The 25100-nt window shown below is 44.8% G+C and carries 20 protein-coding genes; 11 read left to right on the forward strand and 9 right to left on the reverse strand.

Translation table 11 applies throughout. The annotated features are described in order from the left end of the window. Window positions 1–101 precede the first annotated feature (101 nt). Complete coding sequence (gene rpsT / locus AB4138_RS20865; RefSeq protein WP_004739529.1) at window positions 102–362, reverse strand: 30S ribosomal protein S20; 261 nt, start codon at window positions 360–362, stop codon at window positions 102–104. Window positions 363–613: 251 nt separating this feature from the next. Here rpsT and murJ point away from each other — a divergent pair, with 251 nt between their 5' ends. From murJ to ispH, 6 genes are all read left to right on the forward strand, one after another. After that, entirely contained in the window at window positions 614–2176 is a 1563-nt protein-coding gene (murJ, locus tag AB4138_RS20870; protein ID WP_032545655.1) for a murein biosynthesis integral membrane protein MurJ, read from the forward strand. A 70-nt stretch (window positions 2177–2246) separates the two neighbouring features. Beyond that, entirely contained in the window at window positions 2247–3182 is a 936-nt protein-coding gene (gene ribF, locus AB4138_RS20875) for a bifunctional riboflavin kinase/FAD synthetase (protein WP_017062867.1), read from the forward strand. A 63-nt stretch (window positions 3183–3245) separates the two neighbouring features. Continuing rightward, entirely contained in the window at window positions 3246–6122 is a 2877-nt protein-coding gene (gene ileS / locus AB4138_RS20880) for an isoleucine--tRNA ligase (RefSeq protein ID WP_372307565.1), read from the forward strand. Between the two features lie 157 nt (window positions 6123–6279). After that, window positions 6280–6780, forward strand: a complete 501-nt coding sequence (lspA, locus tag AB4138_RS20885; protein ID WP_004739521.1) for a signal peptidase II — start codon at window positions 6280–6282, stop codon at window positions 6778–6780. Between the two features lie 154 nt (window positions 6781–6934). After that, the gene (gene fkpB / locus AB4138_RS20890) at window positions 6935–7366 is read left to right on the forward strand and encodes an FKBP-type peptidyl-prolyl cis-trans isomerase (RefSeq protein ID WP_017062866.1); all 432 of its coding nucleotides are present in this window, start codon (window positions 6935–6937) and stop codon (window positions 7364–7366) included. Window positions 7367–7522: 156 nt separating this feature from the next. Further along, entirely contained in the window at window positions 7523–8479 is a 957-nt protein-coding gene (ispH, locus tag AB4138_RS20895) for a 4-hydroxy-3-methylbut-2-enyl diphosphate reductase (protein ID WP_029235087.1), read from the forward strand. 139 nt (window positions 8480–8618) lie between these two features. Here the strand turns inward: ispH and btsR are convergent, their stop codons facing one another. From btsR to AB4138_RS20910, 3 genes are all read right to left on the reverse strand, one after another. Next, complete coding sequence (gene btsR, locus AB4138_RS20900; RefSeq protein WP_017070063.1) at window positions 8619–9350, reverse strand: two-component system response regulator BtsR; 732 nt, start codon at window positions 9348–9350, stop codon at window positions 8619–8621. A gap of 105 nt (window positions 9351–9455) precedes the next feature. Next, complete coding sequence (locus AB4138_RS20905) at window positions 9456–11126, reverse strand: LytS/YhcK type 5TM receptor domain-containing protein (protein WP_371724419.1); 1671 nt, start codon at window positions 11124–11126, stop codon at window positions 9456–9458. 264 nt (window positions 11127–11390) lie between these two features. Next, on the reverse strand, window positions 11391–12881 hold the full coding sequence (locus tag AB4138_RS20910) for a carbon starvation protein A (protein ID WP_372307568.1): 1491 nt from the start codon (window positions 12879–12881) through the stop codon (window positions 11391–11393). A 354-nt stretch (window positions 12882–13235) separates the two neighbouring features. On the opposite strand from AB4138_RS20910, the gene AB4138_RS20915 reads away from it, so the two are divergent. Continuing rightward, on the forward strand, window positions 13236–13586 hold the full coding sequence (locus AB4138_RS20915; protein WP_017059350.1) for a DUF2799 domain-containing protein: 351 nt from the start codon (window positions 13236–13238) through the stop codon (window positions 13584–13586). 117 nt (window positions 13587–13703) lie between these two features. On the opposite strand, the gene murQ is transcribed toward AB4138_RS20915, so the two are convergent. Then, window positions 13704–14624, reverse strand: a complete 921-nt coding sequence (gene murQ, locus AB4138_RS20920; RefSeq protein ID WP_050651903.1) for an N-acetylmuramic acid 6-phosphate etherase — start codon at window positions 14622–14624, stop codon at window positions 13704–13706. A 45-nt stretch (window positions 14625–14669) separates the two neighbouring features. Continuing rightward, the gene (locus AB4138_RS20925; RefSeq protein ID WP_372307571.1) at window positions 14670–15785 is read right to left on the reverse strand and encodes an anhydro-N-acetylmuramic acid kinase; all 1116 of its coding nucleotides are present in this window, start codon (window positions 15783–15785) and stop codon (window positions 14670–14672) included. Window positions 15786–15906: 121 nt separating this feature from the next. Here AB4138_RS20925 and nagZ point away from each other — a divergent pair, with 121 nt between their 5' ends. From nagZ to tyrA, 3 genes are all read left to right on the forward strand, one after another. Beyond that, window positions 15907–16896: a beta-N-acetylhexosaminidase gene (nagZ, locus tag AB4138_RS20930; protein WP_017059353.1), complete on the forward strand. Its 990-nt coding sequence runs from the start codon at window positions 15907–15909 to the stop codon at window positions 16894–16896. Between the two features lie 246 nt (window positions 16897–17142). After that, window positions 17143–18216, forward strand: a complete 1074-nt coding sequence (locus AB4138_RS20935; RefSeq protein ID WP_017059354.1) for a 3-deoxy-7-phosphoheptulonate synthase — start codon at window positions 17143–17145, stop codon at window positions 18214–18216. 117 nt (window positions 18217–18333) lie between these two features. Continuing rightward, window positions 18334–19461, forward strand: a complete 1128-nt coding sequence (gene tyrA / locus AB4138_RS20940; protein ID WP_017056144.1) for a bifunctional chorismate mutase/prephenate dehydrogenase — start codon at window positions 18334–18336, stop codon at window positions 19459–19461. 161 nt (window positions 19462–19622) lie between these two features. Here tyrA and AB4138_RS20945 read toward each other — a convergent pair whose 3' ends face one another. The 3 genes from AB4138_RS20945 to ettA form a co-directional block, all read right to left on the reverse strand. Further along, window positions 19623–20633 (reverse strand): M23 family metallopeptidase, encoded by a 1011-nt coding sequence (locus AB4138_RS20945; protein WP_029235086.1) that lies wholly within the window; start codon window positions 20631–20633, stop codon window positions 19623–19625. A gap of 49 nt (window positions 20634–20682) precedes the next feature. Next, window positions 20683–21051 carry a PilZ domain-containing protein gene (locus AB4138_RS20950; protein ID WP_017062857.1) on the reverse strand — a complete coding sequence of 123 codons (369 nt, stop codon included), beginning with the start codon at window positions 21049–21051 and terminating at the stop codon, window positions 20683–20685. 90 nt (window positions 21052–21141) lie between these two features. Further along, entirely contained in the window at window positions 21142–22809 is a 1668-nt protein-coding gene (gene ettA / locus AB4138_RS20955; RefSeq protein ID WP_017071393.1) for an energy-dependent translational throttle protein EttA, read from the reverse strand. Between the two features lie 263 nt (window positions 22810–23072). Between ettA and sltY the strand changes: the two genes are divergently transcribed. Then, window positions 23073–25022, forward strand: a complete 1950-nt coding sequence (gene sltY / locus AB4138_RS20960; RefSeq protein WP_102321444.1) for a murein transglycosylase — start codon at window positions 23073–23075, stop codon at window positions 25020–25022. Window positions 25023–25100: the final 78 nt, after the last annotated feature.

Consider the following 25100-nt stretch of genomic DNA (forward strand, 5'->3'; position numbering starts at 1 on the left):
GAAAGCCGCGATGAACCAAATAAAAGCGTTACTCAAAATTTAGATATAAAAAAACCGGCCTAGGCCGGTTTTTTTCGTTTTGCGTTGTAATCAAATTTCTATTAAAGAGCTTTGATTGCAGCAGCGAAACGAGACTTATGACGTGCAGCTTTATTCTTATGAATAAGGCCTTTAGTCGCCATACGGTCAAGAAGTGGTGTAACTTCTACAAGAGCAGCAGTTGCAGCTTCTTTATCACCAGCTGCGATAGCTGCGATAGTCTTTTTCATGTAAGTGCGCATCATAGAACGACGGCTAGCATTGTGCTGGCGACGTTTCTCAGCTTGGATAGCGCGCTTCTTAGCAGATTTACTGTTTGCCAAGGGTCTAACTCCCAAAAACTTAGTTCGGTGACAATTTAAGGGCGAGGACTATCCCTCATTAGCGCTTAATTGTCAAATGATTTGTGCAAAAACCAATCGTAGCCAAACAAACTTTGGTATGGAAAGGTCATCGCGGTTAAGATGGCGGGGATTCTAACAGCATTTTTAGACCAATGCTAATAAATATGCTTCTTAGGACAGGATAGTATTTATCCTCGCTTGAAAGTAATCAACCAGTGTCAGAGGTTTCTGTGAGTAAACGACTATTAAAGTCAGGCCTGATTGTCAGCGCAATGACTTTTGTTTCCCGTGTATTGGGGCTAGTACGTGATGTAGTAGTAGCAAATTTGATGGGGGCAGGAGCGAGTGCCGACGTATTTTTCTTCGCTAATAAAATTCCTAATTTCTTACGTCGACTTTTTGCAGAAGGTGCGTTTTCTCAAGCGTTTGTTCCTGTATTAACGGAATATCACGCCGCAGGTGATAAAGATAAGACACGAGATTTAATTGCTAAGGTGTCGGGGACGCTCGGGGTTTTAGTTTCTATTGTCACCGTCATCGGGGTATTGGGCTCTGGCGTGATCACCGCGATGTTTGGTGCGGGTTGGTTTATCGACTGGCTAAATGATGGCCCATCAGCACCCAAATTTGAGCTAGCGAGCTTTATGCTCAAGATTACCTTTCCTTATTTATGGTTTATCACCTTCGTCGCTTTATCTGGTGCCATTCTTAATACATTAGGTAAATTTGCGGTCTCTTCTTTTACTCCTGTGTTCTTGAACGTGATGATCATAGGCGCTGCATGGTTTATCTCACCTAATTTAGAACAACCAGAAATTGGTTTGGCTATTGGTGTGTTTCTTGGTGGCTTAGTCCAATTCCTTTTCCAAATGCCTTTCTTGATCAAAGCGGGTGTGTTGGTTAAGCCGAAGTGGGGATGGAGAGACCCGGGTGTGGTTAAGATCCGCACATTAATGATCCCTGCTCTGTTCGGTGTATCGGTCAGCCAAATCAACTTATTGTTTGATACCTTTATTGCCAGCTTCCTCGCAACAGGCTCTATCAGTTGGTTGTACTACTCAGACCGACTGCTTGAATTTCCTCTCGGTTTATTCGGTATCGCGATTGCGACTGTGATTCTTCCTGCTTTGTCTCGTAAACACGTAGATGCTCAAGGGGAAGGGTTCGCGCATACCATGGATTGGGGCGTGCGCATGGTGTTGCTGCTTGGTATTCCTGCGATGTTAGGTCTTATCGTTTTAGCTAAACCCATGTTGATGGTGCTATTTATGCGTGGTGAGTTCTCTCCACACGATGTACAGCAAGCATCGATGTCATTGGTAGCTTACGCATCAGGCTTGCTTAATTTCATGCTGATTAAAGTTTTAGCTCCGGGCTATTACTCTCGCCAAGATACCAAAACACCGGTTAAGTACGGCATTATCGCTATGGTGACCAATATGGTGTTTAACGCGATCTTTGCTTATTTTTATGGCTATGTGGGTTTGGCGATTGCGACGGCACTGTCTGCCTTTGTGAATATGGCCTTGTTATATCGAGGATTGCACCTTGCGGGTGTGTATCAATTAACTAAGACAACCTTGTTGTTCAGTGCCAAATTAATTATCTCAGGTGTGGTGATGGTAGCGGCTATTTTATGGCAGCTGGATAATATGCAACATTGGCTTGAATGGAGCTTTAGCCAGAGAGCGCTGACATTAACTGGCTTGATTGGACTTGGTGGCTTTGTTTATATTGTTTCGGTACTGATTTTAGGTATCCGAGTAAAACATTTAAAAGCAGCGACAGATTAATACTGATTAGTATATAATCCGTCGGTTTCACACAATAAATGATGCAAATAACAGGTTTTAGCTGATCATAATGGAACTGATCCGAGGTATACACAATATTAAAGCGCAGCATCATGGCTGTGTATTAACCATAGGTAACTTCGATGGTGTTCATTTAGGACATCAAGAGGTTTTGAGTCAGGTTTCTAAACAAGCTGCAGCATTAGGGCTACCTTCTGTTGTTATGACGTTTGAACCGCAGCCTATGGAGCTGTTTGCCCGAGATAGAGCGCCAGCACGTTTAACTCGTTTACGAGACAAATACGTGCAACTGAGTAAGCTAGATATCAGTCGCTTATTGTGTGTTAATTTTAATCAGTATTTTGCAAGTTTATCCGCGGAAGCATTCATTAAGGATCTTTTGGTTGATAAGCTTGGTGTGAAGTTCTTGGTGGTTGGTGACGATTTTTGCTTTGGTAAAGGTCGTACCGGTAATTTCGCTATGCTCAAAGAGGCGGGCGAGAAGTACGGTTTTGAGGTGGTCAGCACCCAAAGCTATTGCTTAAACCAATTACGAGTAAGCAGTACTGAGATACGAAATGCATTAGCGGTCGATGACTTGGCTGCAAGTGCTACCATGTTAGGACGTGATTACAGTATTAGTGGTCGAGTGTCCCATGGTCGAAAACTAGGGAGAACTATCGGTTTCCCTACCGCTAATATTCCATTAAAGCGTTGTGTTTCTCCTGTATCGGGAGTGTATGTTGTTGAAGCTTTGGATATCGACGGTGTTCCTGTCGGTGGCGTTGCTAATATTGGACAACGACCAACAGTTAATGGGGTAAGGCAGCAATTGGAAGTGCATTTTTTTGACTTTAAAGCCAATTTATATGGTAAACAGTTAGAAGTACGACTTTTGCACAAACTGCGCGACGAGATAAAATTTGAATCGTTCGACGCACTAAAGAATCAAATAGAATTGGATGCTGAAGCCGCAAGGGTGTGGCTGCTTCAGCTAAAGAATTAATCGGATGATTCCACCGATTAACATAATGTCTAACTTCGCCCAATATAACGGAATTAAGAATCGATGAGTGATTATAAAGATACCCTGAACTTACCAGAAACAGGGTTCCCAATGCGCGGCAATCTGGCAAATCGTGAGCCAGAAATGCTGAAGCGTTGGTACAAAGAAGATCTTTACGGCGAAATCCGTAAGGCAAAGAAAGGTAAAAAATCTTTCGTACTGCATGATGGCCCTCCATACGCGAACGGCGATATTCACATTGGCCACGCGCTGAATAAGATTCTTAAAGACATTATTATCAAATCTAAGACCCTTTCTGGTTTTGATGCACCGTACATCCCTGGTTGGGACTGTCACGGTCTTCCAATCGAGCTAATGGTTGAGAAGAAGAAAGGTAAGCCTGGTCAGAAGATTTCGGCGGCTGAATTCCGCGAAGAGTGTCGAAAGTACGCTGCGGGTCAAGTTGAAGGTCAGAAAGAGAGCTTCAAACGTCTTGGCATCATGGGCGAGTGGGACAAACCTTATCGCACTATGGATTTTGGCACAGAAGCGAACATCATTCGTTCTCTTGGCAAAATCGCAGACAAAGGTCACCTTCTTAAAGGTTTCAAACCCGTTCACTGGTGTACTGATTGTGGTTCTGCTCTGGCTGAAGCTGAAGTTGAATACAAAGATAAAGTTTCTCCATCTATCGATGTGAAATTTACAGCAGCTGACGAAGCGGCGCTTCTAGAGAAATTTACTCTAGCTGAAGGTCATGCGGGTCAAGGCGAAATTTCTATCGTTATCTGGACAACAACACCATGGACTCTGCCTGCTAACCGCGCAGTATGTCTACGTGATGATCTTGAATACGTGCTTATCCAAGTTGAAGCGAATGGCGACCAGCCTGCTCAACGTATCGTTGTTGCTTCTGAACTAGCAAAAGACGTAATGGATCGTGCAGGTATCGAGCACTTCCACAACCTTGGTTTTGCTACAGGTGCTGATCTTGAGCTTTCTCAGTTCAACCACCCGTTCTACGACTTTACTGTTCCTGCAGTTCTTGGCGATCACGTAACAACAGATTCAGGTACTGGTGTGGTTCACACTGCGCCTGGTCACGGTCAAGAAGATTTCGTGGTTGGTAAAAAGTACAACCTAGAAATCGCTAACCCAGTTGGTTCTAACGGCGTTTACCTGCCAGATACAGAGCTATTTGCTGGTCAGCACGTATTCAAAGCGAACGACTCTGTTTTAGAAGTTCTAAAAGAGAAAGGTGCACTTCTGCATCACCACGCTTACGAGCACAGCTACCCACACTGTTGGAGACACAAAACTCCAATCATCTTCCGCGCAACACCACAATGGTTCATCTCTATGGATCAAGCTGGCCTACGTGCTAAAGCACTAGAGTCAATCAAGAGTGTTGAGTGGTTGCCTGAATGGGGTCAAAGCCGTATCGAAGGCATGGTTGAAGGTCGTCCTGAGTGGTGTATCTCTCGTCAACGTACTTGGGGTGTGCCAATTGCTTTGTTTGTTCATAAAGAAACAGCAGAACTTCACCCAGAAAGCCCAGCGCTTATTGAAAAAGTTGCGAAGCTAGTTGAAGAGAAAGGCATTCAAGCTTGGTGGGATGTAGACGCTGCTGAACTTATGGGCGCAGAAGACGCTGATAAGTACGAAAAAGTAATGGATACGCTAGACGTATGGTTCGACTCAGGTGTTACGCACTTCTCTGTTGTTGATTCTCGTGAAGAGTACAACTTCCCGAACGAAGAGCGCACTCACAGTGCTGATCTTTACCTTGAAGGTTCAGACCAACACCGTGGCTGGTTCCAGTCTTCTCTAATTTCATCTATCGCGATGAAAGACGAAGCACCGTACAAGCAAGTACTAACGCACGGTTTCGTAGTGGATGGTAACGGCCGTAAGATGTCTAAATCTATCGGTAACGTTGTTGCTCCTAAAGACGTAACCAACAAGCTAGGTGCAGATATCCTGCGTCTATGGGTTGCTTCTACAGACTACACGGGTGAAGTTGCGGTTTCTGATGAAATCCTGAAGCGTTCAGCGGATGCTTACCGTCGTATTCGTAACACGGCTCGTTTCTTCCTAGCGAACTTGAACGGTTTCAACCCTGAAACTGACCTAGTTCCTGCTGAAGAGATGGTTGCACTTGATCGCTGGGCTGTTGGCCGTGCTCAAGCTGCACAAGAAGAGATTGTTAAAGCATACGGCGAGTACAACACTCACGGTGTGACTCAACGTCTAATGCAGTTCTGTTCTATCGAAATGGGTTCTTTCTACCTAGACGTAATCAAAGACCGTCAGTACACAGCGAAGCAGGGCAGCCATGCTCAACGTAGCTGTCAAACGGCGCTTTACTACATCGTAGAAGCTCTAGTTCGTTGGATGGCACCTATCATGTCGTTCACTGCAGATGAAATTTGGAACGAAATGCCAAGCTCTTTACCAACTGGAGAGCAGCGCGACACGTTCGTATTCACAGGTGAGTGGTTCGAAGGTCTATTTGGTCTTGCAGAAGGCGAAGAGCTAAGCAACGAATTCTGGACTGAAATCCAGTCTGTTCGTGGCGCAGTGAACAAGCTTCTTGAAGATGCTCGTAAAGAGAAAACGATCGGTGGTGCACTGCAAGCTGAAGTTACTCTATACGCTGACGATGCACTAGCGGCTAAAATCAACAAGCTAGAAGATGAGCTACGTTTCGTACTTATCACCTCTGCAGCTGTTGTTAAGCTACTGAGCGAGAAGTCTGATGCAGCGCAAGCGACAGACGTTGCTGGTCTATTCGTTCAAGTTGCGGCTACTGAAGCTGAGAAGTGTGACCGTTGCTGGCACCACACTCCAGATGTAGGCACTATCGAAGGTCACGAGAAAGTTTGTGGTCGTTGTGTGTCGAACATCGACGGTGAAGGCGAAGTGCGTAAGTTCGCATAACGACTCAGAGAAAGACTGAACTTTTTGTAAAAATCATAGCCCCAGTATCAACTGGGGTTATTTTTAGTTATAGGAAATGTGTTTAACCAAGTTGGTAATCAAGGTCACGTAAGGTGACTAACAATGAATACCAACTTCGTAAATACTAGGAATAGAAATGAGTGAAGTTTCGTTAAAACAATCTGGTGTACGTTGGTTATGGCTGGCTCTATTGGTCTTCTTGGCTGATATCGGCATTAAACTCTTTGTCATGGACAATATGGGTTATGGTTGGGCAAACCGTATTGAGGTGCTGCCATTCTTTAACTTTTTGTACGTGCATAACTACGGTGCAGCGTTTAGCTTCTTGAGTGATCAAAGTGGTTGGCAGCGTTGGTTATTTACGGGTATCGCATTTGCGGTAACAGGTATGCTGACGTACTGGATGAGCAAACTACCAGCAACAGAGAAGTGGAATAACATTGCTTATGCGATCATCATTGGTGGTGCAGTAGGTAATGTGTTTGACCGAGTCGTACATGGCTTTGTTGTCGATTACTTAGACTTCTACTGGGGCACTTACCACTGGCCTGCATTTAACTTAGCGGATATGGGAATCTGTATCGGTGCTGCGATGATCATCTTAGATGGTTTCCGTAAGAAAGACGAAAGCAAATAGCTTGCTTCAAAGTCAGTCTATGACTCACAGAATAGAATAGAATAGCCCTAAGCGCTGTCGGTTGATTCCGACGGCGCTTTTTTTTATGCTTCAGTCAACAAGGAAGCAAAGCACAGCGCATCCTCAAATAATAAAGAAGTCTAAGGAAAGTAACGTGGCAGCAATTAAAAATGATTCAGCAGTAACTCTACATTTTACGATTAAAATGAAGGATGGTTCAGTTGCCGATAGTACGGAGAACATGGGCAAACCAGCGAAGTTCGTCATGGGTGATGGCAGCCTAAGTGAGAACTTTGAAGCGTGCTTACTTGGACTTGAAGCCGGCACTGAAAAGTCTATCGAACTGAAGGCGGAAGACGCGTTTGGTATGCCAAACCCAGATCATATTCACTATATGGATCGTGCTAAGTTTGTTGGCGACTCTGAAGTTGAAGTGGGCACTATCATGGCATTTTCAGGTCCTGACGGTATGGAAATTCCAGGTATTATTACTGAGATCGCAGGTGATTCAGTGACGGTTGATTTTAATCACCCACTCGCTGGTCAAGACGTTACCTTTGACGTCAATATCTTAACGGTAGAATAACTCTCTTAACGTTAGAATAGCTGTCTTCACGCTAGAATAAGATAGCCTTACAGCTGTGATCTCACCCAGAGCTTCACTGTCTAGACGCTTCACTGTAGAATGCGAACCTCGCTGACGGCGAACTCTATAGAAGCAACCTTAGTACCGCGGTAAATGATGAGCAATGAAATGAAAATAATGTTAGCTAACCCTCGTGGCTTTTGTGCCGGTGTCGATCGTGCGATCAGCATCGTAGAGCGTGCACTCGAAATGTATCAGCCACCGATCTATGTTCGCCATGAAGTGGTACACAACCGCTTTGTTGTTGAGGGGCTCAAGCAGCGTGGTGCTATTTTTGTCGAAGAACTGAGTGAGGTGCCAGACGACAACATCGTGATCTTTTCGGCTCACGGTGTTTCTCAAGCGGTTCGTAAAGAAGCGAAAGAGCGTGAGTTAACGGTATTTGATGCGACGTGTCCTTTGGTGACTAAAGTTCATATGGAGGTTGCTCGTGCGAGCCGCAAACATATGGAAGTGGTACTGATTGGCCACGCAGGTCACCCTGAAGTGGAAGGCACTATGGGTCAGTACGCGAGCCAAACTGGTGGTATGTACTTGGTTGAAAGACCAGAGGACGTACAGAACCTCGTGGTGAATGATCCAAGTAACCTGCACTATGTTAGCCAAACTACGCTATCAGTAGATGAAACTGCAGATGTGATTGAAGAGCTACGTCGAGTGTTCCCTGAGATTCAAGGCCCACGTAAAGACGACATCTGTTACGCGACTCAAAACCGTCAAGACGCTGTGCGTGAGATGGCGAATGACGTTGATGTGGTGATAGTGGTTGGTTCTAAGAACTCATCGAATTCAACTCGTCTAAAAGAGCTAGCTGAGAAACTAGGCACACCAGGCTACCTAACTGACTGTCCTGAAGACATTCAAACCGAGTGGGTTGAAGGGAAAAAGAAAATCGGTGTAACAGCCGGTGCTTCTGCTCCTGAAGAGCTGGTAAACCAAATTCTAGATCGTATTCGTGAGCTAGGTGCGACTGACGTTGAAGAGATTCAAGGTCGTGAAGAGAACATGTTCTTTGAAGTACCAAAAGAGCTACAGATTAAGCAAGTCGACTAATCTCTATTGATTGGTGACAAGATCGATGCGTAACACTATCGATTTGCAAACACTATTGATTTGTAAACAGCAGGAAGCCAACGTTGATACGTTGGCTTTTTTGATCGTGCTTTGGAACAAGGCGTCTAATTCTAACGCGTTACTGGAGACCGAGTTGCTCTTTTAAAGTCTTTAAATAACGACGACTCACCGGGACTTCAAAGCCAGTCAGGGTAATGATCTCTGCTAATCCATTTTCTAGCAGTTTGATCTCTTGGATCGATTTTATGTTGATCAAATACTGTCGATGACAGCGGATCAAATCGGTCTTTTCTTCCAAGATCTTTAGTGTTAACTGTGAGGTTGCGGTTTGCGATGAGCTACGAACATGCACACCACTGATATCGGAATAGGCGCACTCTACCGTTTGGCTTGCCATGATCACAATGCGGTTATGACCAATACATGGGATTTGCTCTAAGTGACAGGGAGCAATCGCTGAGATGTTCTGTTCTGGTGCTTTCTGATTTTGTTTGATGACCTTATTCAGGCGACAAACGCTCTTGTTTAATCGACAAGGCTCGACTGGCTTAAGTAGGTAATCAAAAGCGTTATCTTCAAAGGCTTGAATCGCATATTGGTCGTAGGCGGTGACGAATACCACGTAGGGCATGGTATCTGGGTCAAGCATGCTTAACAGCTCAATCCCAGTAACCTGCGGCATTTGGATATCCAAATACACGACATCAGGCTTGAGTAGGTTGATCTGTTTCAGTCCTTCGATCGCGTTACTCGCTTGGCCTATGATTTCCACTTCTCCGGTTTCGGTCAGCAGCTCAATCAGCTCTTCGCGAGCAAAAAGCTCATCATCGATAACTAGTGCCTTTAACATCCTACAATCTTCATCTTGGTTCTATCCCTGCTTGGTTCACGCTTATCTTTTAAATGTCTGCTTCTAAATGTTTCAACTCGGAGCGATCCGTCTCCGAAAATACCATTATTTGAGTATAGGTATGATAAAGCTCATTCGAGTAAATTGCTGTGGTTGAGATTCTATTTTTAGTGCTGAATCTTGTCCAAAGAAATTAGTGAGTCGTTTATCAACAATTTCCATCCCTAATCCTACATGATCTTGAGATGGCTTCTGATAATTACCTGCATTGTCTTCAACGGTTAACTTGAACCCACCCTCGAAAGCCTCGCTAGAGATCTTTACTTTACCGCCTTCCAACATATTAGATATCCCATGTTTGATGGCGTTTTCTACCAGCGGTTGCAGGGTAAAGCTCGGCAATTGAGATTCATATAACTGCGGGTCGATATCCCATTCCACTTCTAGTCGATCGGTAAAGCGTGCTTTCTCTATGGTCAGGTAAGCGTTGACGTGTGCCAGTTCGTCTTTGAGCTTCACGGTGTTGATGTTCTGCTTTAGGTTGCTTCTAAAGAAGTGAGACAGGTGTTGAATCAACTCTCGAGCTTTATCTGGGTCACGACGTGTTACTGCGCTGATAGTATTAAGCGCATTGAACAAGAAGTGCGGGTTCACTTGAGCGTGCAGCAGTTTGATTTCTGCTTGTGTCAGTAGCGTTTGCTGCTGCTGGTAGTTGCTAAATAGGATCTGGCTCGATAATAGTTGAGCGATACCTTCACCCATCGACATATTGATAGTTGAGAATAGTTTCAGCTTTGGCTCATAGAGCTTGATGGTGCCGACCACTTCGTTACCCGCGCGCAATGGAATAATCAACGCAGAACCCAATTTACAATCCTGCGACAAGGAGCATTGGTATGGGTTCTCTTTGCCATCAAGGTAGATGATGTCGTTCTGTTCCATCGAAGTGAGCGTGCTTTGCGATGAAATCGGGGTGTTCGGAATATGGTGTTCATCACCAATACCAACGAACGCGAGGATTTTCTCTCGGTCGGTAATCGCTACCGCCCCTACGTTGGTCTCTTCATAAACGATACGTACGATTTTTTGTGCGTTATCGGAATTGAACCCACCATGCAAAATACCCACCGAACGTTCGGCAATGGTCAGTGCGCGGCGTGAGAAGGTAGCCGAGTACTTTTCGAAGATGGTTTTTCTGTCTTGGATGATGCTCATGAACAGTGCTGCACCGACCGAGTTAGCGATGATCATTGGCGCCGCAATATCGGAGACCAGAGCATAGGATTGTTCGAAGGGTTTTGCGACCGCCAGCAGAATCAGCATCTGAATGATCTCTGCAAACAGGGTTACCGAGAAAACCACTAACGGATTAAACAGTTGGCTGGCTTTGTTCTTTCTGACTAAGTACACATGCAGCAGGCCACCAATCAAGCCTTCTGCTGTCGTTGAGATAGCACAAGCTAAGTCCGTAAATCCACCCAATGAATAGCGATGAATCCCGCCAGTAAAGCCGACCGCAAAGCCAACTACAGGACCACCAAACAAACCGCCCATTACCGCGCCCATCGCTCGCGTGTTGGCGATGGCATCATTGATTTGCAGTCCGAAATAGGTGCCCATAATACAGAATAGGGAGAACAGAACGTAGCAGCTGATCTTATGGCCTAAGCGTGAAGAGATGCTCAACAAAGGGAGAATCAGTGGGGTTTTACTCAGCATGTAAGCAATCACTAAGTAGACGCAGGTTTGTTGCAGCAGAGAGAGAATGAGTTCCATATTTTCACCTATTGAGACGCTTGTTAAGTGTAAAGCTCATTGCTTGGTAACGGTAGCTTTGCTTGTGTTTTAGTAGCCTATATTCGCTTCCCAGAGTCGAAAGCACTAACGCCTACAAACAATAAAGCCCATCACAGTGGACGGGCTTTAGTCTTAGGTTCCACGAATCACTGAGTGATTACGGGAGCAAGCGAAGTTGTGTTTGGCTGTTCTTTTATCTCTTTCTATGAAGATTGGTCTCTTGTTCCCAAGAGCCTTAAAGAACTAGGCTGTTTTGGTGACGCCTTTTGCTTCTTTCTCTTCTTCATCAGCTAGGTCGATATCGCCTTTGCCTTTTGAAATTTTAATAACGTAAGCCGCAACACCTAGCGCACTCACCACACCAATGATGGTTGAGATTTGCATTGGTAGACCGAAGCCCAGTTGGCTGTTGTTCAGGATGAATGTGATACACACAGACGTCATGAAGATAGCTGGAACTGTTGTTACCCAGTGCAGTTTGTTGTGGCGAAGTAGGTAAGCTGAAGCTGTCCACAGCATCATTACGGCTGTTGATTGGTTAGCAAAACCGAAGTAGCGCCAGATGATACCGAAATCAACTTGAGTCAGGACGCCACCGATAACGAACAGTGGTAACGCCATTAGTAGACGGTTACGCAGTGTTTTCTGTTCCATGTTGAAGTATTCAGCAAGGATAAGACGGCTTGAACGGAACGCTGTGTCACCAGAAGTGATTGGTAGGATAACCACGCCAAGGAAAGCAAGGATACCGCCAAATACACCCAGTAGACCAAATGAAGCGCTGTATACCACGTTACCTGGGCCGCCGTTTGCAATTGCGTCAGACAGAGACTCAACCGAACCGAAGAAAGACAGAGCAAGTGCACACCAGATTAGAGCGATGATGCCTTCACCAATCATTGCGCCGTAGAATACGAAGCGACCGTTCTTCTCGTTTTCCATACAACGCGCCATCAGAGGAGACTGAGTGGCGTGGAAGCCAGAGATAGCACCACATGCGATAGTGATGAAGAGAGCAGGCCAAAGTGGTAGGTCATTCGGGTTCATGTTGGTGAACATGTCGCTGATCTCAAAGCCCCCCATGATTTGGTGTTCGTCAGATAGACCAATCGCAGTGATTAGGCCAACAGACATAAAGATAAGCAGTGCACCGAACAGTGGGTAGAAGCGACCAATGATTTTATCGACAGGGACAATCGTTGCGATGATGTAGTAAGCAAAGATGATAACAACCATCGTAGTTGCAGACATCGCGAAATCAGTTTGGTCGTTCACTAGGTTAGTGATCATACCTGCTGGAGCAGATACGAATACCACACCAACAAGAAGCAGTAGAACAATGGCAAAGATGTTCATAAAGTGTTTTGCGCCATTGCCTAGGTAACGTCCAGTGATGGTTGGAACCGAAGCTCCGCCATTACGGATAGATAACATACCTGAGAAGTAGTCGTGTACTGCACCTGCGAAGATACAACCTAGAACGATCCAAAGCATTGCTGCTGGACCATAAAGGGCACCCATGATAGGGCCGAAGATTGGACCTACACCTGCGATGTTAAGCAGCTGAACTAGGTAAACCTTTGGTGTCGACATTGGAACGTAGTCCACGCCATCTTGCTTAGTGTGAGCAGGTGTTTGGCGTTTTTCATTGATACCGAAAATCTTCTCGATAAAGGTACCGTAAATAAAGTAGCCACCAATGAGTGCTGCGACACAGGTAAGAAACCACATCATAATTTGTTATCCCTGAATGTATTAATTAAGTCAGGGTGTATATTAAAGGAGTCGATGAGAAGAAACTTCCGCTACGAGAGTGAGTGGTCGAATAGCCAATTTAGCGGTGTTATAACTGATTTAGTGGTTTGTTCACTGTGCTGAGTGGCCGATATTTCTATCGAGAGGCCTATTAGCTCTATAGAGAGGTTGTTTGAGTTGGCTTAACGGCGACTATTGATTCTGAGTGGTCGGAATGAACCTAAAGTGGCGAACATTAGACAATAAGTGGACATCGATAGGCGTTCAGCGGAGAATCACCACAAAGGCAGCGCTTCGTCAGAAAGTGGTGAAGTAACAATATAAAGGATTGAAATGAAAAAAATAATCGTACTATTCGCCGTGGCATTTAGCCTTGCAGGATGCAGCGCCAATGTTCAAGATTTAGCAGCTGAAGGCAATTGGCAAGAGATTGGCTATCGTGATGGTATCAAAGGCCACACTCAGCGTTCGTATTCAGAGATGACTGAGCTTGGCGCAGTCGATCAAGCGAGTTACACAGAAGGTTATCACCTAGGTGTGACTGAATATTGTAATCCGAACCATGCTTATCAGATTGGTTTATCTGGTCAGGTGTATGAAGGCGTGTGTTCTGGTACGGAAGACGCTCAACGTTTCCGTATGGAATGGCAACGCGGCTGGGACGAGTTCTCAAACGACTATTAAGCCCAAGCTAGCCATAAAAAATTAAAACTAAAAAAAGACCAGTACCGCGTGTGTGCTGGTCTTTTTGTATGTCGTTGAAGTAGCTGTCTAAATGAGAAGCTACAAGCCAAATTAAGATTACTGATTATTCTCGACGGCTTTTCTCAAGAAGCCATTTTGCTTATCAAGCTGAGCCTTGGCTAACTCTAAATCTAACCCTGTTAGAATCATCAAAATAGATAACTTCACATCGTAATCAGTCGCTTTAAGTGTCGACACCGCCAGTGCTTTATCGCACTCCGTTGCTTGGATAACGATACGAGCGGCGCGGGCAACCAACTTTTCATTGGTCGCTTTTACGTCGACCATAAGGTTTTGGTAGCTCTTACCAATGCGAATCATGCTGGCAGTGGTCAGCATATTAAGCACCAGCTTTTGTGCTGTACCTGATTTGAGTCGTGTTGAACCAGTCAATGCTTCTGGGCCAACCACCGGGCTAATTGCGATTTGAGCGATTTCAGCAATTGGAGAGTCAGGGTTACAAGATAATGCAACCGTTACTGCGCCAAGCTGATTGGCATAGTTGAGTGCACCAATCACGTAAGGTGTGCGACCGCTCGCAGCAATACCTACCACGACATCATTTTCTGAAAACTGAATCGCTTTCAGATCTTCAATGCCGAGAGTTAGCGAGTCTTCTGCACCTTCTTTGGCTTTTAAAATCGCCTCTGGTCCGCCTGCAATTAAGCCGATAACCATTTTGTCCGAAACACCGAAAGTCGGTGGGCATTCTGAGGCGTCTAACACACCTAATCGACCACTGGTGCCTGCGCCCATATAAATCAGTCGACCACCGTTTTGAAAGGCATGAGCAATTTTATCGACCGCTTTCGCGATCTGTGGCAGTTCCGCTTCAATCGCCAGTGGGACTTGTTTGTCTTGTTGGTTAATCTTTTCAACCACTTCGAGAGAGGTGAGCAGATCAATATCCATAGTGTCAGGGTTTCTCCCCTCCGAAACGAGGTGCGAGAGCGCTGATATGAGAGCGTCGTTACTCATAATGATCCTTAAATGGTGATTCTAAAATTATGGTTCTAAAGTTGTTTAGTCAGCTCGATAGAGAACGCCTAGAGAGGCCGCTCTGCTTGCGCCAGTCACTTCTGGTAAATTGCTTGGCAGTTGATGAATATGACGTTGAGCAAGCCACGCAAAAGCCATCGCTTCCATGTAATCGGCGTCCACGCCTTTACTGGTGGTTGAGTCAACCTCCCAACTTGGAAGCAGTTCAGACAGCCTCTTCATCAACAATGGATTTCGTGTACCACCGCCACACACATACAGTGCAGGCTGGTCACCCAAGCGATAAGTCTCCACTTCATTGGCTATCGTCAATGCGGTGTATTCACAAAGTGTGCGCTGAACATCTTCTGCTGCAAGATCTTTAAATTCTGTTAATTGTTGCTCTAGCCACGGTAGATTAAACAGTTCTCTACCAGTACTTTTCGGTGGTATTTGAGATAGATAAGATTCATTTAACAACTGTTCGAGTAAAGCTTGATTGAGTTGACCTTTAAGCGCAAATTGCGCATCACGGTCAAACTTCTCACCCGTGTGTTTATCAACCCAAGCGTCCATCAACATATTGCCCGGACCTGTATCATAACCAAGCGTTGGCTGATTAGGGCGCAGCACTGAAATATTCGAGATACCACCAATATTCAACACCACAACCGAGCTGTCTTGCGGGTGGAAAATCGTATGGTGGAAGGCGGGGACTAATGGCGCACCTTGTCCGCCTAATGCCATGTCTTTACGTCGAAAATCGGCAACCGTTTGAATCTGTGTTTTAGCGGCAATGATGTTGGCATCACCCAACTGCATGGTAAATGGCGAATCGCCTGTTGGCTGGTGGAACACTGTTTGACCATGATTACCTATCGCAGTTACAGAAGGTGCTGGTGTGCCTGACTTTTCGAGAAGTTGCAGAACCGCATCAGCAAACAGATGGCCAAGCTGGTGGTCGAGTTCGCCAATGGCAATCAAATCGGTTTTCTGACCAATACAAACTTCAAGCAGACGCACTTTGAGGTCGTCAGGCATTGGGAACTCATCATGAGCAAGCAATGTGATGCGCGTATCTTCAATCGACACTAAGGCCGTATCAACACCGTCCATACTCGTCCCTGACATCACACCGATATACAGTTCTTTATGATCCATTTCTAAGCTCTTGCACTGCATTCTTAAAGTCTTCCACAGATTGGTTTAAAAACATTGTAAAGCAAATTTAAAGAGAATAATCTCGGGAAGTTTATGAAATTAGGTTTAATAAGGGATAAATATGGGACCGTTGTGGGTTGATGTTGCAGGCTACGAGCTGACAGCTGAAGACAGAGAAATTTTAGAGCACCCAACTGTTGGTGGTCTCATCTTATTTGCTCGAAACTACCACGATAGCAAACAGTTATCGGCGTTAAACAAAGAAATTCGTAAGGTAGCGAAACGTCCTATTTTGATTGGTGTTGACCAAGAAGGTGGCCGAGTTCAGCGTTTTCGTGACGGCTTTTCAATTATTCCTGCTGCTCAGGAATTTGCGACCAAGAATAACGGTGAACACTTAGCAGAACAGGCTGGCTGGCTGATGGCGGCAGAATTGATTGCCCACGATATCGATCTGAGCTTTGCGCCAGTATTAGACAAAGGCCATGACTGTAAAGCGATTGGTAGCCGAGCGTTTGGCGAAGATATTGATACCATTGTTCGTCATAGCAGCGCTTTCATCAAAGGCATGAAGTCGGTTGGCATGGCGACGACAGGCAAGCACTTCCCTGGACACGGTGGCGTGATTGCTGACTCACACTTAGAGACGCCATATGACCCTAGAGACGACATCTTCGAAACCGACATGGCAATCTTCAAGGCGCAAATTGAAGCTGGAATATTGGATGCCATGATGCCAGCTCACGTGGTTTTCTCTCACTATGATGATCAACCTGCGAGTGGTTCACAGTATTGGCTACAGAAAGTATTGAAGCAGCAGCTTGGGTTTAAAGGCTTGGTATTCTCTGACGATTTAACGATGGAAGGCGCTGCCATTATGGGTGGACCAGCCGACAGAGCGAAAGCGGCCTTGAATGCAGGTTGTGACATGGTGTTGATGTGTAATAAACGAGATGCACAAATTGAAGCTCTGGATAACTTAGCGATTCAAGAGGTGCCTTTAGCCAACTCATTGCTTAAAAAACACAGCTTTGATTTGTCGACACTTCACTCGGATGCTAGGTGGAAAGAGACCTCAGAGACGATTAAGCGAATGCTAGGCAGTGAGTGATAAATAAACACATAATAATTTTAGATAAGGCGATATGATAAATATCGCCTTTTTTGTATGTGTGATCCATGGTTTAAACCTATTTATCTCTTAGAGTGAGCTAAATTCAATATGTAAGATAAAATTTACAGTTAATGTTTTTTATTGTTTACACTTGCAATCGTTTTTTTAGCTGTTATTGTGTTTTTAAAGATTGTTAGCCCAAATGGAAATGTTGGGTGTAAAAATAAATATACAGGTTGAGTTATGCAGAAAAGTGAATTAAGCAATGTCAATATCATCGACGAACAGGTACTGATTACTCCTGAGGAGTTAAAAGCAAAACTGCCTTTGAGTGATAATGCTCGTCGTTTCATTCAAGAGTCTCGTCAAACTATCGCAAACATCATTCATAAGAAAGATCATCGCATGCTTGTTGTATGTGGCCCATGTTCTATCCATGACATTGAAGCTGCGAAAGAGTACGCGAAACGCCTAAAAGCCTTATCTGAGCAACTTAGCGATCAACTGTATATTGTTATGCGTGTTTACTTTGAGAAACCTCGTACCACTGTCGGTTGGAAAGGTTTGATCAATGACCCACATCTAGACGGCACTTTCGATATTGAGCATGGTCTGCATGTTGGTCGTGAACTACTTGTTGAACTCGCTGAGATGGAAATCCCACTAGCGACTGAAGCATTAGACCCAATTAGCCCGCAATACCTAGCAGATACCTTCAGCTGGGCGGCTATTGGCGCTCGTACGACTGAATCTCAAACTCACCGTGAGATGGCAAGTGGTCTTTCAATGCCAATCGGTTTTAAAAACGGCACCGATGGCAACCTAGGCACTGCAATCAACGCAATGCAGGCGGCTTCTTCTAGCCACCGTTTCATGGGTATCAGCCGCGAAGGTCAAGTTGCACTACTAACAACGCAAGGTAACCCAAATGGTCACGTGATTTTACGTGGCGGTAAGCAGACGAACTACGATTCAGTATCGGTACACGAATGTGAGCAAGAGCTGGGTAAATCTGGTTTAGAGGCAGCGCTAATGGTCGACTGTAGCCACGCGAACTCTCGTAAAGATTTCCGTCGCCAACCTTTAGTTGCAGAAGATGTGATTCACCAAATTCGTGAAGGCAACAAGTCGATTATCGGCCTGATGATTGAAAGCCATATTAACGAAGGAAACCAATCTTCGGATATACCTCTCAATGAGATGAAATACGGCGTTTCTATTACCGACGCGTGTATCAATTGGGATTCAACTGAGGCACTATTAAAACATGCACATACGGAATTAGTCCCGTTCTTAGAGAACCGCTTGAAAGGTTAGTCAGAGTTTAAATTTAAGTGCCTCATCTAATGAGGCATTTTAAGATCTGTTGCTAGCGAACCTGCATGATTGTGGGCTTATAGATTGGCACGGGCTTATAGATTAGTAAGGAATAAAATGGCCGTTGAACTGAACGAATTACGCGACCAAATCGATGCTGTCGATAAACAAATGTTGGATTTACTGGCTCAACGCCTTGCTCTAGTAGAGAAAGTAGGCGAAGTAAAAAGTGAACATGGTTTACCTATTTATGTACCAGAGCGTGAAGCTGCGATGCTGGCATCTCGTCGTCAAGAAGCTGAGAAAATAGGGGTTCCACCACAGTTAATCGAAGATATTTTGCGTCGTACTATGCGTGAGTCTTATGCCAGCGAGAAAGATTCTGGCTTTAAGTGTCTTAACCCAGAGTTACGTTCAGTGGTTATCGTTGGTGGTAATGGTCAACTTGGTGGCTTGTTTGGTCGTATGTTCAAACTGTCTGGCTACGAAGTAAAAATCCTTGGCAGCCAAGATTGGGATAAGGCCGACGAAATCTTAGATAATGCTGGGCTTGTGGTTGTTACGGTTCCAATTCACCTAACGGAAGGTGTGATTGCGAAGCTAGGTAATCTACCAAGCGATTGTATTCTATGTGATTTGACGTCAATTAAATCTAAACCTCTACAAGCAATGATGAACATGCATCAAGGCCCAGTAGTTGGATTGCACCCAATGTTTGGCCCTGATGTTCCTAGCCTTGCTAAGCAGGTGATTGTTTACAGTGATGGTCGTGGTTCTGAAAGTTACCAATGGCTACTGAATCAATTTGGTATTTGGGGCGCGAGCCTTTGCCAGATGGATGCAGCTGAACACGATCACGGCATGACCTTGATTCAAGCACTTCGTCACTTCACCTCTTTTGCTTACGGCTTGCACCTGAGTAAAGAGAACCCGAACATTGATCAACTTCTGAAACTAAGCTCGCCAATCTACCGACTTGAGATTGCGATGGTTGGTCGTCTGTTTGCTCAAGACCCGAACTTGTACGGCGATATCATTCTTTCTTCGGATGAGAATATTGAGATGATTCGACGCTTCCATAGCTGTTTCGGAGAAGCGTTAGAAATTCTAGATGGCAAAGATAAGGCTAAGTTTGTTGAGAGCTTCAACCAAGTGAGTGATTGGTTTGGTGACTACTCACAACAATTCTTGCAAGAGAGCCAAAGTCTTCTAAAACAAGCACATGACTCGATTCATCGTGGTTAATACTGATTTGAAATCATAAAAAAGAGCGACCATCTGGTCGCTCTTTTTGTTTGTGCTGAACGCTATGAAAGCATTTTGCCTACAGTAGACTAAAAGCAATTAGATCATCATAGGCCAAATCAACAGGTCTTAGCTATTAACAACTAGTTAGCCATTAACAACTAGTTAGTCGTGATAGGTTTTTTGCTATCTTCACTCGATACGGTGTCGATGGTCGAGCTAATGTAAGGCACGTTAGTCAGGTTGATCTGCAAGCGAACCACATTATCAATCAGCTGAACTAGTGGGCCCCACTTAACCTTTTTCTCTTTCTCGAACACGTAGTTGAAGTTTTCCGGTGTCCAATCCATCAAGTATTGAGGGTTCAATGAACGACCAAGGAAGCGTACTTCATAATGCAAGTGTGGGCCGGTTGAGTTACCTGAGTTACCACAGCTCGCAATCACATCGCCTTTACTCACAAACTGACCGCTACGTACCTTGAACTTCTGTAGGTGCGCATAAGAACTCATGAAACCAAACGAGTGACGCATAGTAATAAAGTTGCCGAAGCCTTTTTTACTTGGGCGTACCGTTTCAATGACTCCATCTGCGGGCGCGACAATATCTTCACCACGCTTACACGTTAGATCGATACCAGTATGTACATGGCGTTTCCCTGAAATAGGGTTAGTGCGGCTACCATAAGAAGAAGATATACGTTGATAAGCCATCGGACTGTCGTTTGGAATCAAGCGGAACATTGTGGCTCTTACTGCTGAATCGACTGCAGCCGCATCAATGCGATCTTCTAAAGAAATATCATCGGTAAGCAGATCTTCATCAGCAAGACCCAGTACTGATTCCACATCGAATACACGCTTACCAAGTAGCTGAATCGTGCCTTCTTTCTCGGTCAGTGTTTGCGATAGCGAATGGTTGGTTTCTACTTGCTCAGCATAAAGAAATTCTGTTTGTTCTTTTTCAACAATCAGTGTTTCAATCAACTGTTGGGCATCACCCGCTTGCAGTGCGAGTTCTTGTTTACTCTCGAAGTGCATGTACGCCGCTCCGCCAATCAATAGCGGTACTGAAAAAATGGCAGTAGTGCAAATGAGCACGGCTTTACGGCCGAAGTAAAACGTCTGTTCCCCCTGACTGGAGGGAATAGTAATGGATAGTTTTTTAGACATGGTTCTGTATTAACTAAATGCTTCTAATAGAAAAAGGGTAATGGAGATGTCACTTACTACCTAAGTCGGTAAGGTGTTCAATCTCTCTATAAAGCAGTTCATCGTCGCCAACATTAAGCTCCACAAGTCGCTTAAGGTGGCTGATACTATCAATATCTAAATGCTCTATGCGTAAACGCATTGAGGTATTGATGGTAGAGACTATCGTTGCTTCTAACTGAATATTGATATCACTGTTTTCGAGCTTAAAGCTCACTTGAACAGGGACATCATGGCTAAGTTGTTTTGATTCATTGCATTGAATGAGTAAACCATGGAGTGATAAGTCTTGCACTGAGCCTGATATATTTACTTGTCCTTGTGAGATCTCAGTAGGGACTTGATAAATAACTCGTGAAAATTGACGTCTTTCAACCATAAGTAATCTCTCTATATCGATGCATTACACGTAAGCCAGATATATCAAAGGCCGCTATTATCGCGGCCTTTGTTCAAAATACAAGCTTATTTACTTAGCTATACGCTTGTACTTGATACGGTGCGGTTCTGCCGCTTGTGCGCCTAGAGTCTGCTTAAGCCACTCAGTGTACTCAGTATAGTTACCTTCGTAGAAGTTAACTTGACCTTCATCACGGTAGTCTAAGATATGGGTCGCAATACGGTCAAGGAACCAACGGTCATGCGAGATAACCATTGCACAGCCAGGGAATTCAAGCAGTGCTTCTTCAAGAGCACGTAGCGTTTCAACGTCAAGGTCGTTGGTAGGCTCATCGAGTAGCAGTACGTTACCGCCCGCTTTTAGCAGTTTCGCTAAGTGAACACGGTTACGCTCACCACCAGAAAGCTCACCGATGATCTTCTGTTGGTCGTTGCCTTTAAAGTTGAAACGAGAACAGTAAGCACGCGCAGGGATTTCGAAGTTGTTGATCTTAATGATATCAGCGCCTTCAGAGATCTCTTGGAATACTGTCTTAGTGTCGTCCATGCTGTCACGGAACTGATCAACAGAAGCAAGCTTAACAGTTTCACCTAGTACAACCGAACCTGAATCTGGCTGTTCTGCACCGCTTAGCATCTTGAATAGTGTTGATTTACCTGCACCGTTGGCACCAACGATACCGACGATAGCGCCCTTAGGCATGCTGAACGATAGGTCGTCGATAAGAACGCGATCACCAAACGATTTAGTCAGGTTGTTCACTTCAAGAACTTTATCACCTAGACGCTCACCTGGCGGGATGAACAGTTCGTTAGTTTCGTTACGCTTCTGGTATTGGCCAGTCGTCAGTTCTTCAAAACGAGCCATACGAGCTTTAGACTTAGCTTGACGGCCTTTAGGGTTTTGACGAACCCATTCAAGTTCTTTTTCGATTGTCTTTTGACGTGCGCTTTCGCCCGCTTTTTCTTGCTTAAGACGCTCGTCTTTTTGCTCTAGCCAAGACGTGTAGTTACCTTCCCATGGGATACCTTCACCACGGTCAAGTTCTAGAATCCAGCCAGCTGCGTTGTCTAGGAAGTAACGGTCGTGGGTAATCGCCACAACAGTACCACTGTAATCAACAAGGAAGTGCTCAAGCCATGCTACTGATTCTGCATCCAAGTGGTTGGTTGGTTCATCAAGAAGCAGCATGTCTGGCTTTTCAAGAAGTAGACGACAGATAGCAACACGACGACGCTCACCACCTGATAGGAATTCAATTTTCGCATCCCACTCTGGAAGACGAAGTGCATCAGCAGCACGCTCTAGAGCTGTCTCTAAGTTGTGACCGTCTTTTGCTTGAATCAGTGCTTCTAGTTCGCCTTGCTCTTTAGCAAGTGCATCGAAATCTGCATCTGGTTCTGCGTAAGCTGCGTAAACTGCATCGATACGCTTAAGTGCGTCAGCAACGTCAGAAACCGCTTCTTCTACGATTTCACGAACCGTTTTTGATTCGTCTAGTACAGGTTCTTGCGGTAGGTAACCTACTTTAAGACCTTGTTGTGCACGTGCTTCACCATCAATATCAGTATCAATACCAGCCATGATACGTAGTAGGGTAGATTTACCTGAACCATTTAGACCCAAAACACCGATTTTAGCGCCAGGAAAAAAGCTAAGAGAAATGTCTTTAAGAATTTGACGCTTAGGTGGAACAGTTTTGCTCACCCGAGACATGGTATATACGTATTCAGCCATTGCCGATCGATCCTAATTATTGTTCAAAATTGTCTGCTATTTTATACCAATATCCTCAAAGATGTTACTCCTAGGGCAGAAAAGCCACTCTTGAACTAATCCTTACCTATTATTGTCACATTGGTCATTAAAACTATATTTAATGGGCTTCTGAGGCGAAGTGTTAAATATTAATAATATTTACACTCAAATCCTTTACATTTGATGTGATGTCGGGCGTAAATAGACTTCACGTATTCATACACGCACTAAGGAAAGAGCGAATGTTTTTCCGCATTGGTAATACGAAAATTGCTGTGGCTGCATCGGCAATTTTGTCTTCGGTTTCACTGGCTCCGGTCGCTATGGCTAGCAATGCATCCGAGCTTGAAATGCAGCGTGACGTTTATGACAAAGCGCAAGAGGTTTTAGACAGCCGTGATCTAAAAGCTTACTCCGCGCTGCGTAACAAAATTCAAACATACCCTTTAACACCTTACACCGATTATCGGGCCTTTCTGATTGGCTTAGGTGATCGCACACCTGCTGAGGTCGATGCTTTCATTGAAGAGAACAAGGCATTGCCTTTCTCCAATCGAATGCGCGCACCTTATTTGGACTCATTGGCTTCTCAAAAACAGTGGAAGACGATCCTTGAGTTTCAAACCAAAGAGCCTGTCGGTGAAAAATACCAATGTATTTATTATCGAGCGCATTACGAGCAAGGTAACCAAGAGCTTGCCTTTAAAGGAGCTAAACAACTTTGGTTGAGTGGTAGTGGTGTTGATGACGCTTGTGACCCTTTATTTAAAAGCTGGGATCAAGCTGGGCTAAGAACTGATGAGCTGATTCTGGATAGAATGCTGCTAGCGTTCGAGGGCCGTAACGGTAAGTTAATGAGCTATCTGATTAAGCAATTGGATCATGATGAGTCAATTGCTCAAGCGAAGCAGATGAAGGCGTTGTACAACAAGCCTGAAAATGTACTCGCGTTTGCTAAAAAACATCCAGCGAATGAATTCTACCAAGCTCAAACCGAGTTTGCTTTCGAGAAGCTAGCAAGGAAATCATCAAGCAGTGCTCAAAAGGTGTTTGATGATGTCATCAAGGCTCAGAAGTTTTCGAAAGAGAAATCTCAAGAGCTCGCTGATTACCTAACGTTTCGTCTGATCAACACCGACTCTGAAGAGTTAATGGTGTGGCGCGACAAAATGCTCGCGAGTTCATCAAAGCAAGTTCTGCTGGAACGACGTGCTCGCTTAGCAATTCAACATGCCGATTGGACGGGTTTGAAAGAGTGGATAGCGCGCTTGGATGATAAACATCAGGCTTCGCTTCGTTGGCAATATTGGCAGGGCAGAGCTGAAATCGCGACGGGCGATACTGACAAAGGCAATAAGCGACTGTCAGATATCTTGGGTCAGCGTAATTTCTACAGTGTGGCTGCGGCTAAGCAGTTAGGTAAGCCAGTTCAATATCCAACATCGACACTTAAATACAATGCTGAAACAGTGAAGCCATTCGACACCTCTTTGGTGCGTATTGGTGAACTGATTGACCGAGACAAAATTGCGGCAGCGAAAAGTGAATGGCGCTGGTTACTGACCAATGCAGATAAAGAGCAAAAAGAGATGCTTGCCGCTTACGCTGCGACACAGCGTTGGAATCACTTTACCGTAACAGCGAGTATCTCTGCGAAGATGTGGGATAACATTGCGCTGCGCTTCCCTGTTGCTCATAAGTGGTGGTTTAACTTCTACGCTGAAAAGCACGATCTCGATCCAATCACTTTGATGTCTTTAGCAAGACAAGAGAGTGCGATGGATTCAGAAGCTCGCTCTCCAGTTGGCGCGCGTGGCATTATGCAAATTATGCCCAAGACGGCGCAATACACAGCGAACAAACATAAGATTAAGTATCAGGGCAGCGATGATCTTTATGATGTCGGCAAAAACATTGAGATTGGCAGTCACTACTTAGATGGTTTACTCGCTCAATATGATGACAACCGTATCTTTGCGTTTGCGGCTTATAATGCTGGACCTAGCCGTGTGAAACAGTGGCGTTCACGCAGCGATGAAAAGCTCGATGCCTTTGCATTTATCGAAATGATCCCATTCAAAGAGACACGTGGCTACGTTCAGAATATCTTGATGTTTGAGACCTACTATCGAGATATCTTGGGTGAGAAAGGGACGTTTTTAGCGCCCCATGAGGCAAAAACGAAATACTAAGCCTTCGGCATTTGGCCCGAAACTGAGTAAGAATAAAGGCAGTGAGTGCGAACCATTTCCACTTACTGCCTTTTTACA

The organism is Vibrio sp. 10N.286.52.C3 (assembly GCF_041468865.1).
Classification (GTDB): Bacteria; Pseudomonadota; Gammaproteobacteria; order Enterobacterales; family Vibrionaceae; genus Vibrio; species Vibrio crassostreae_C.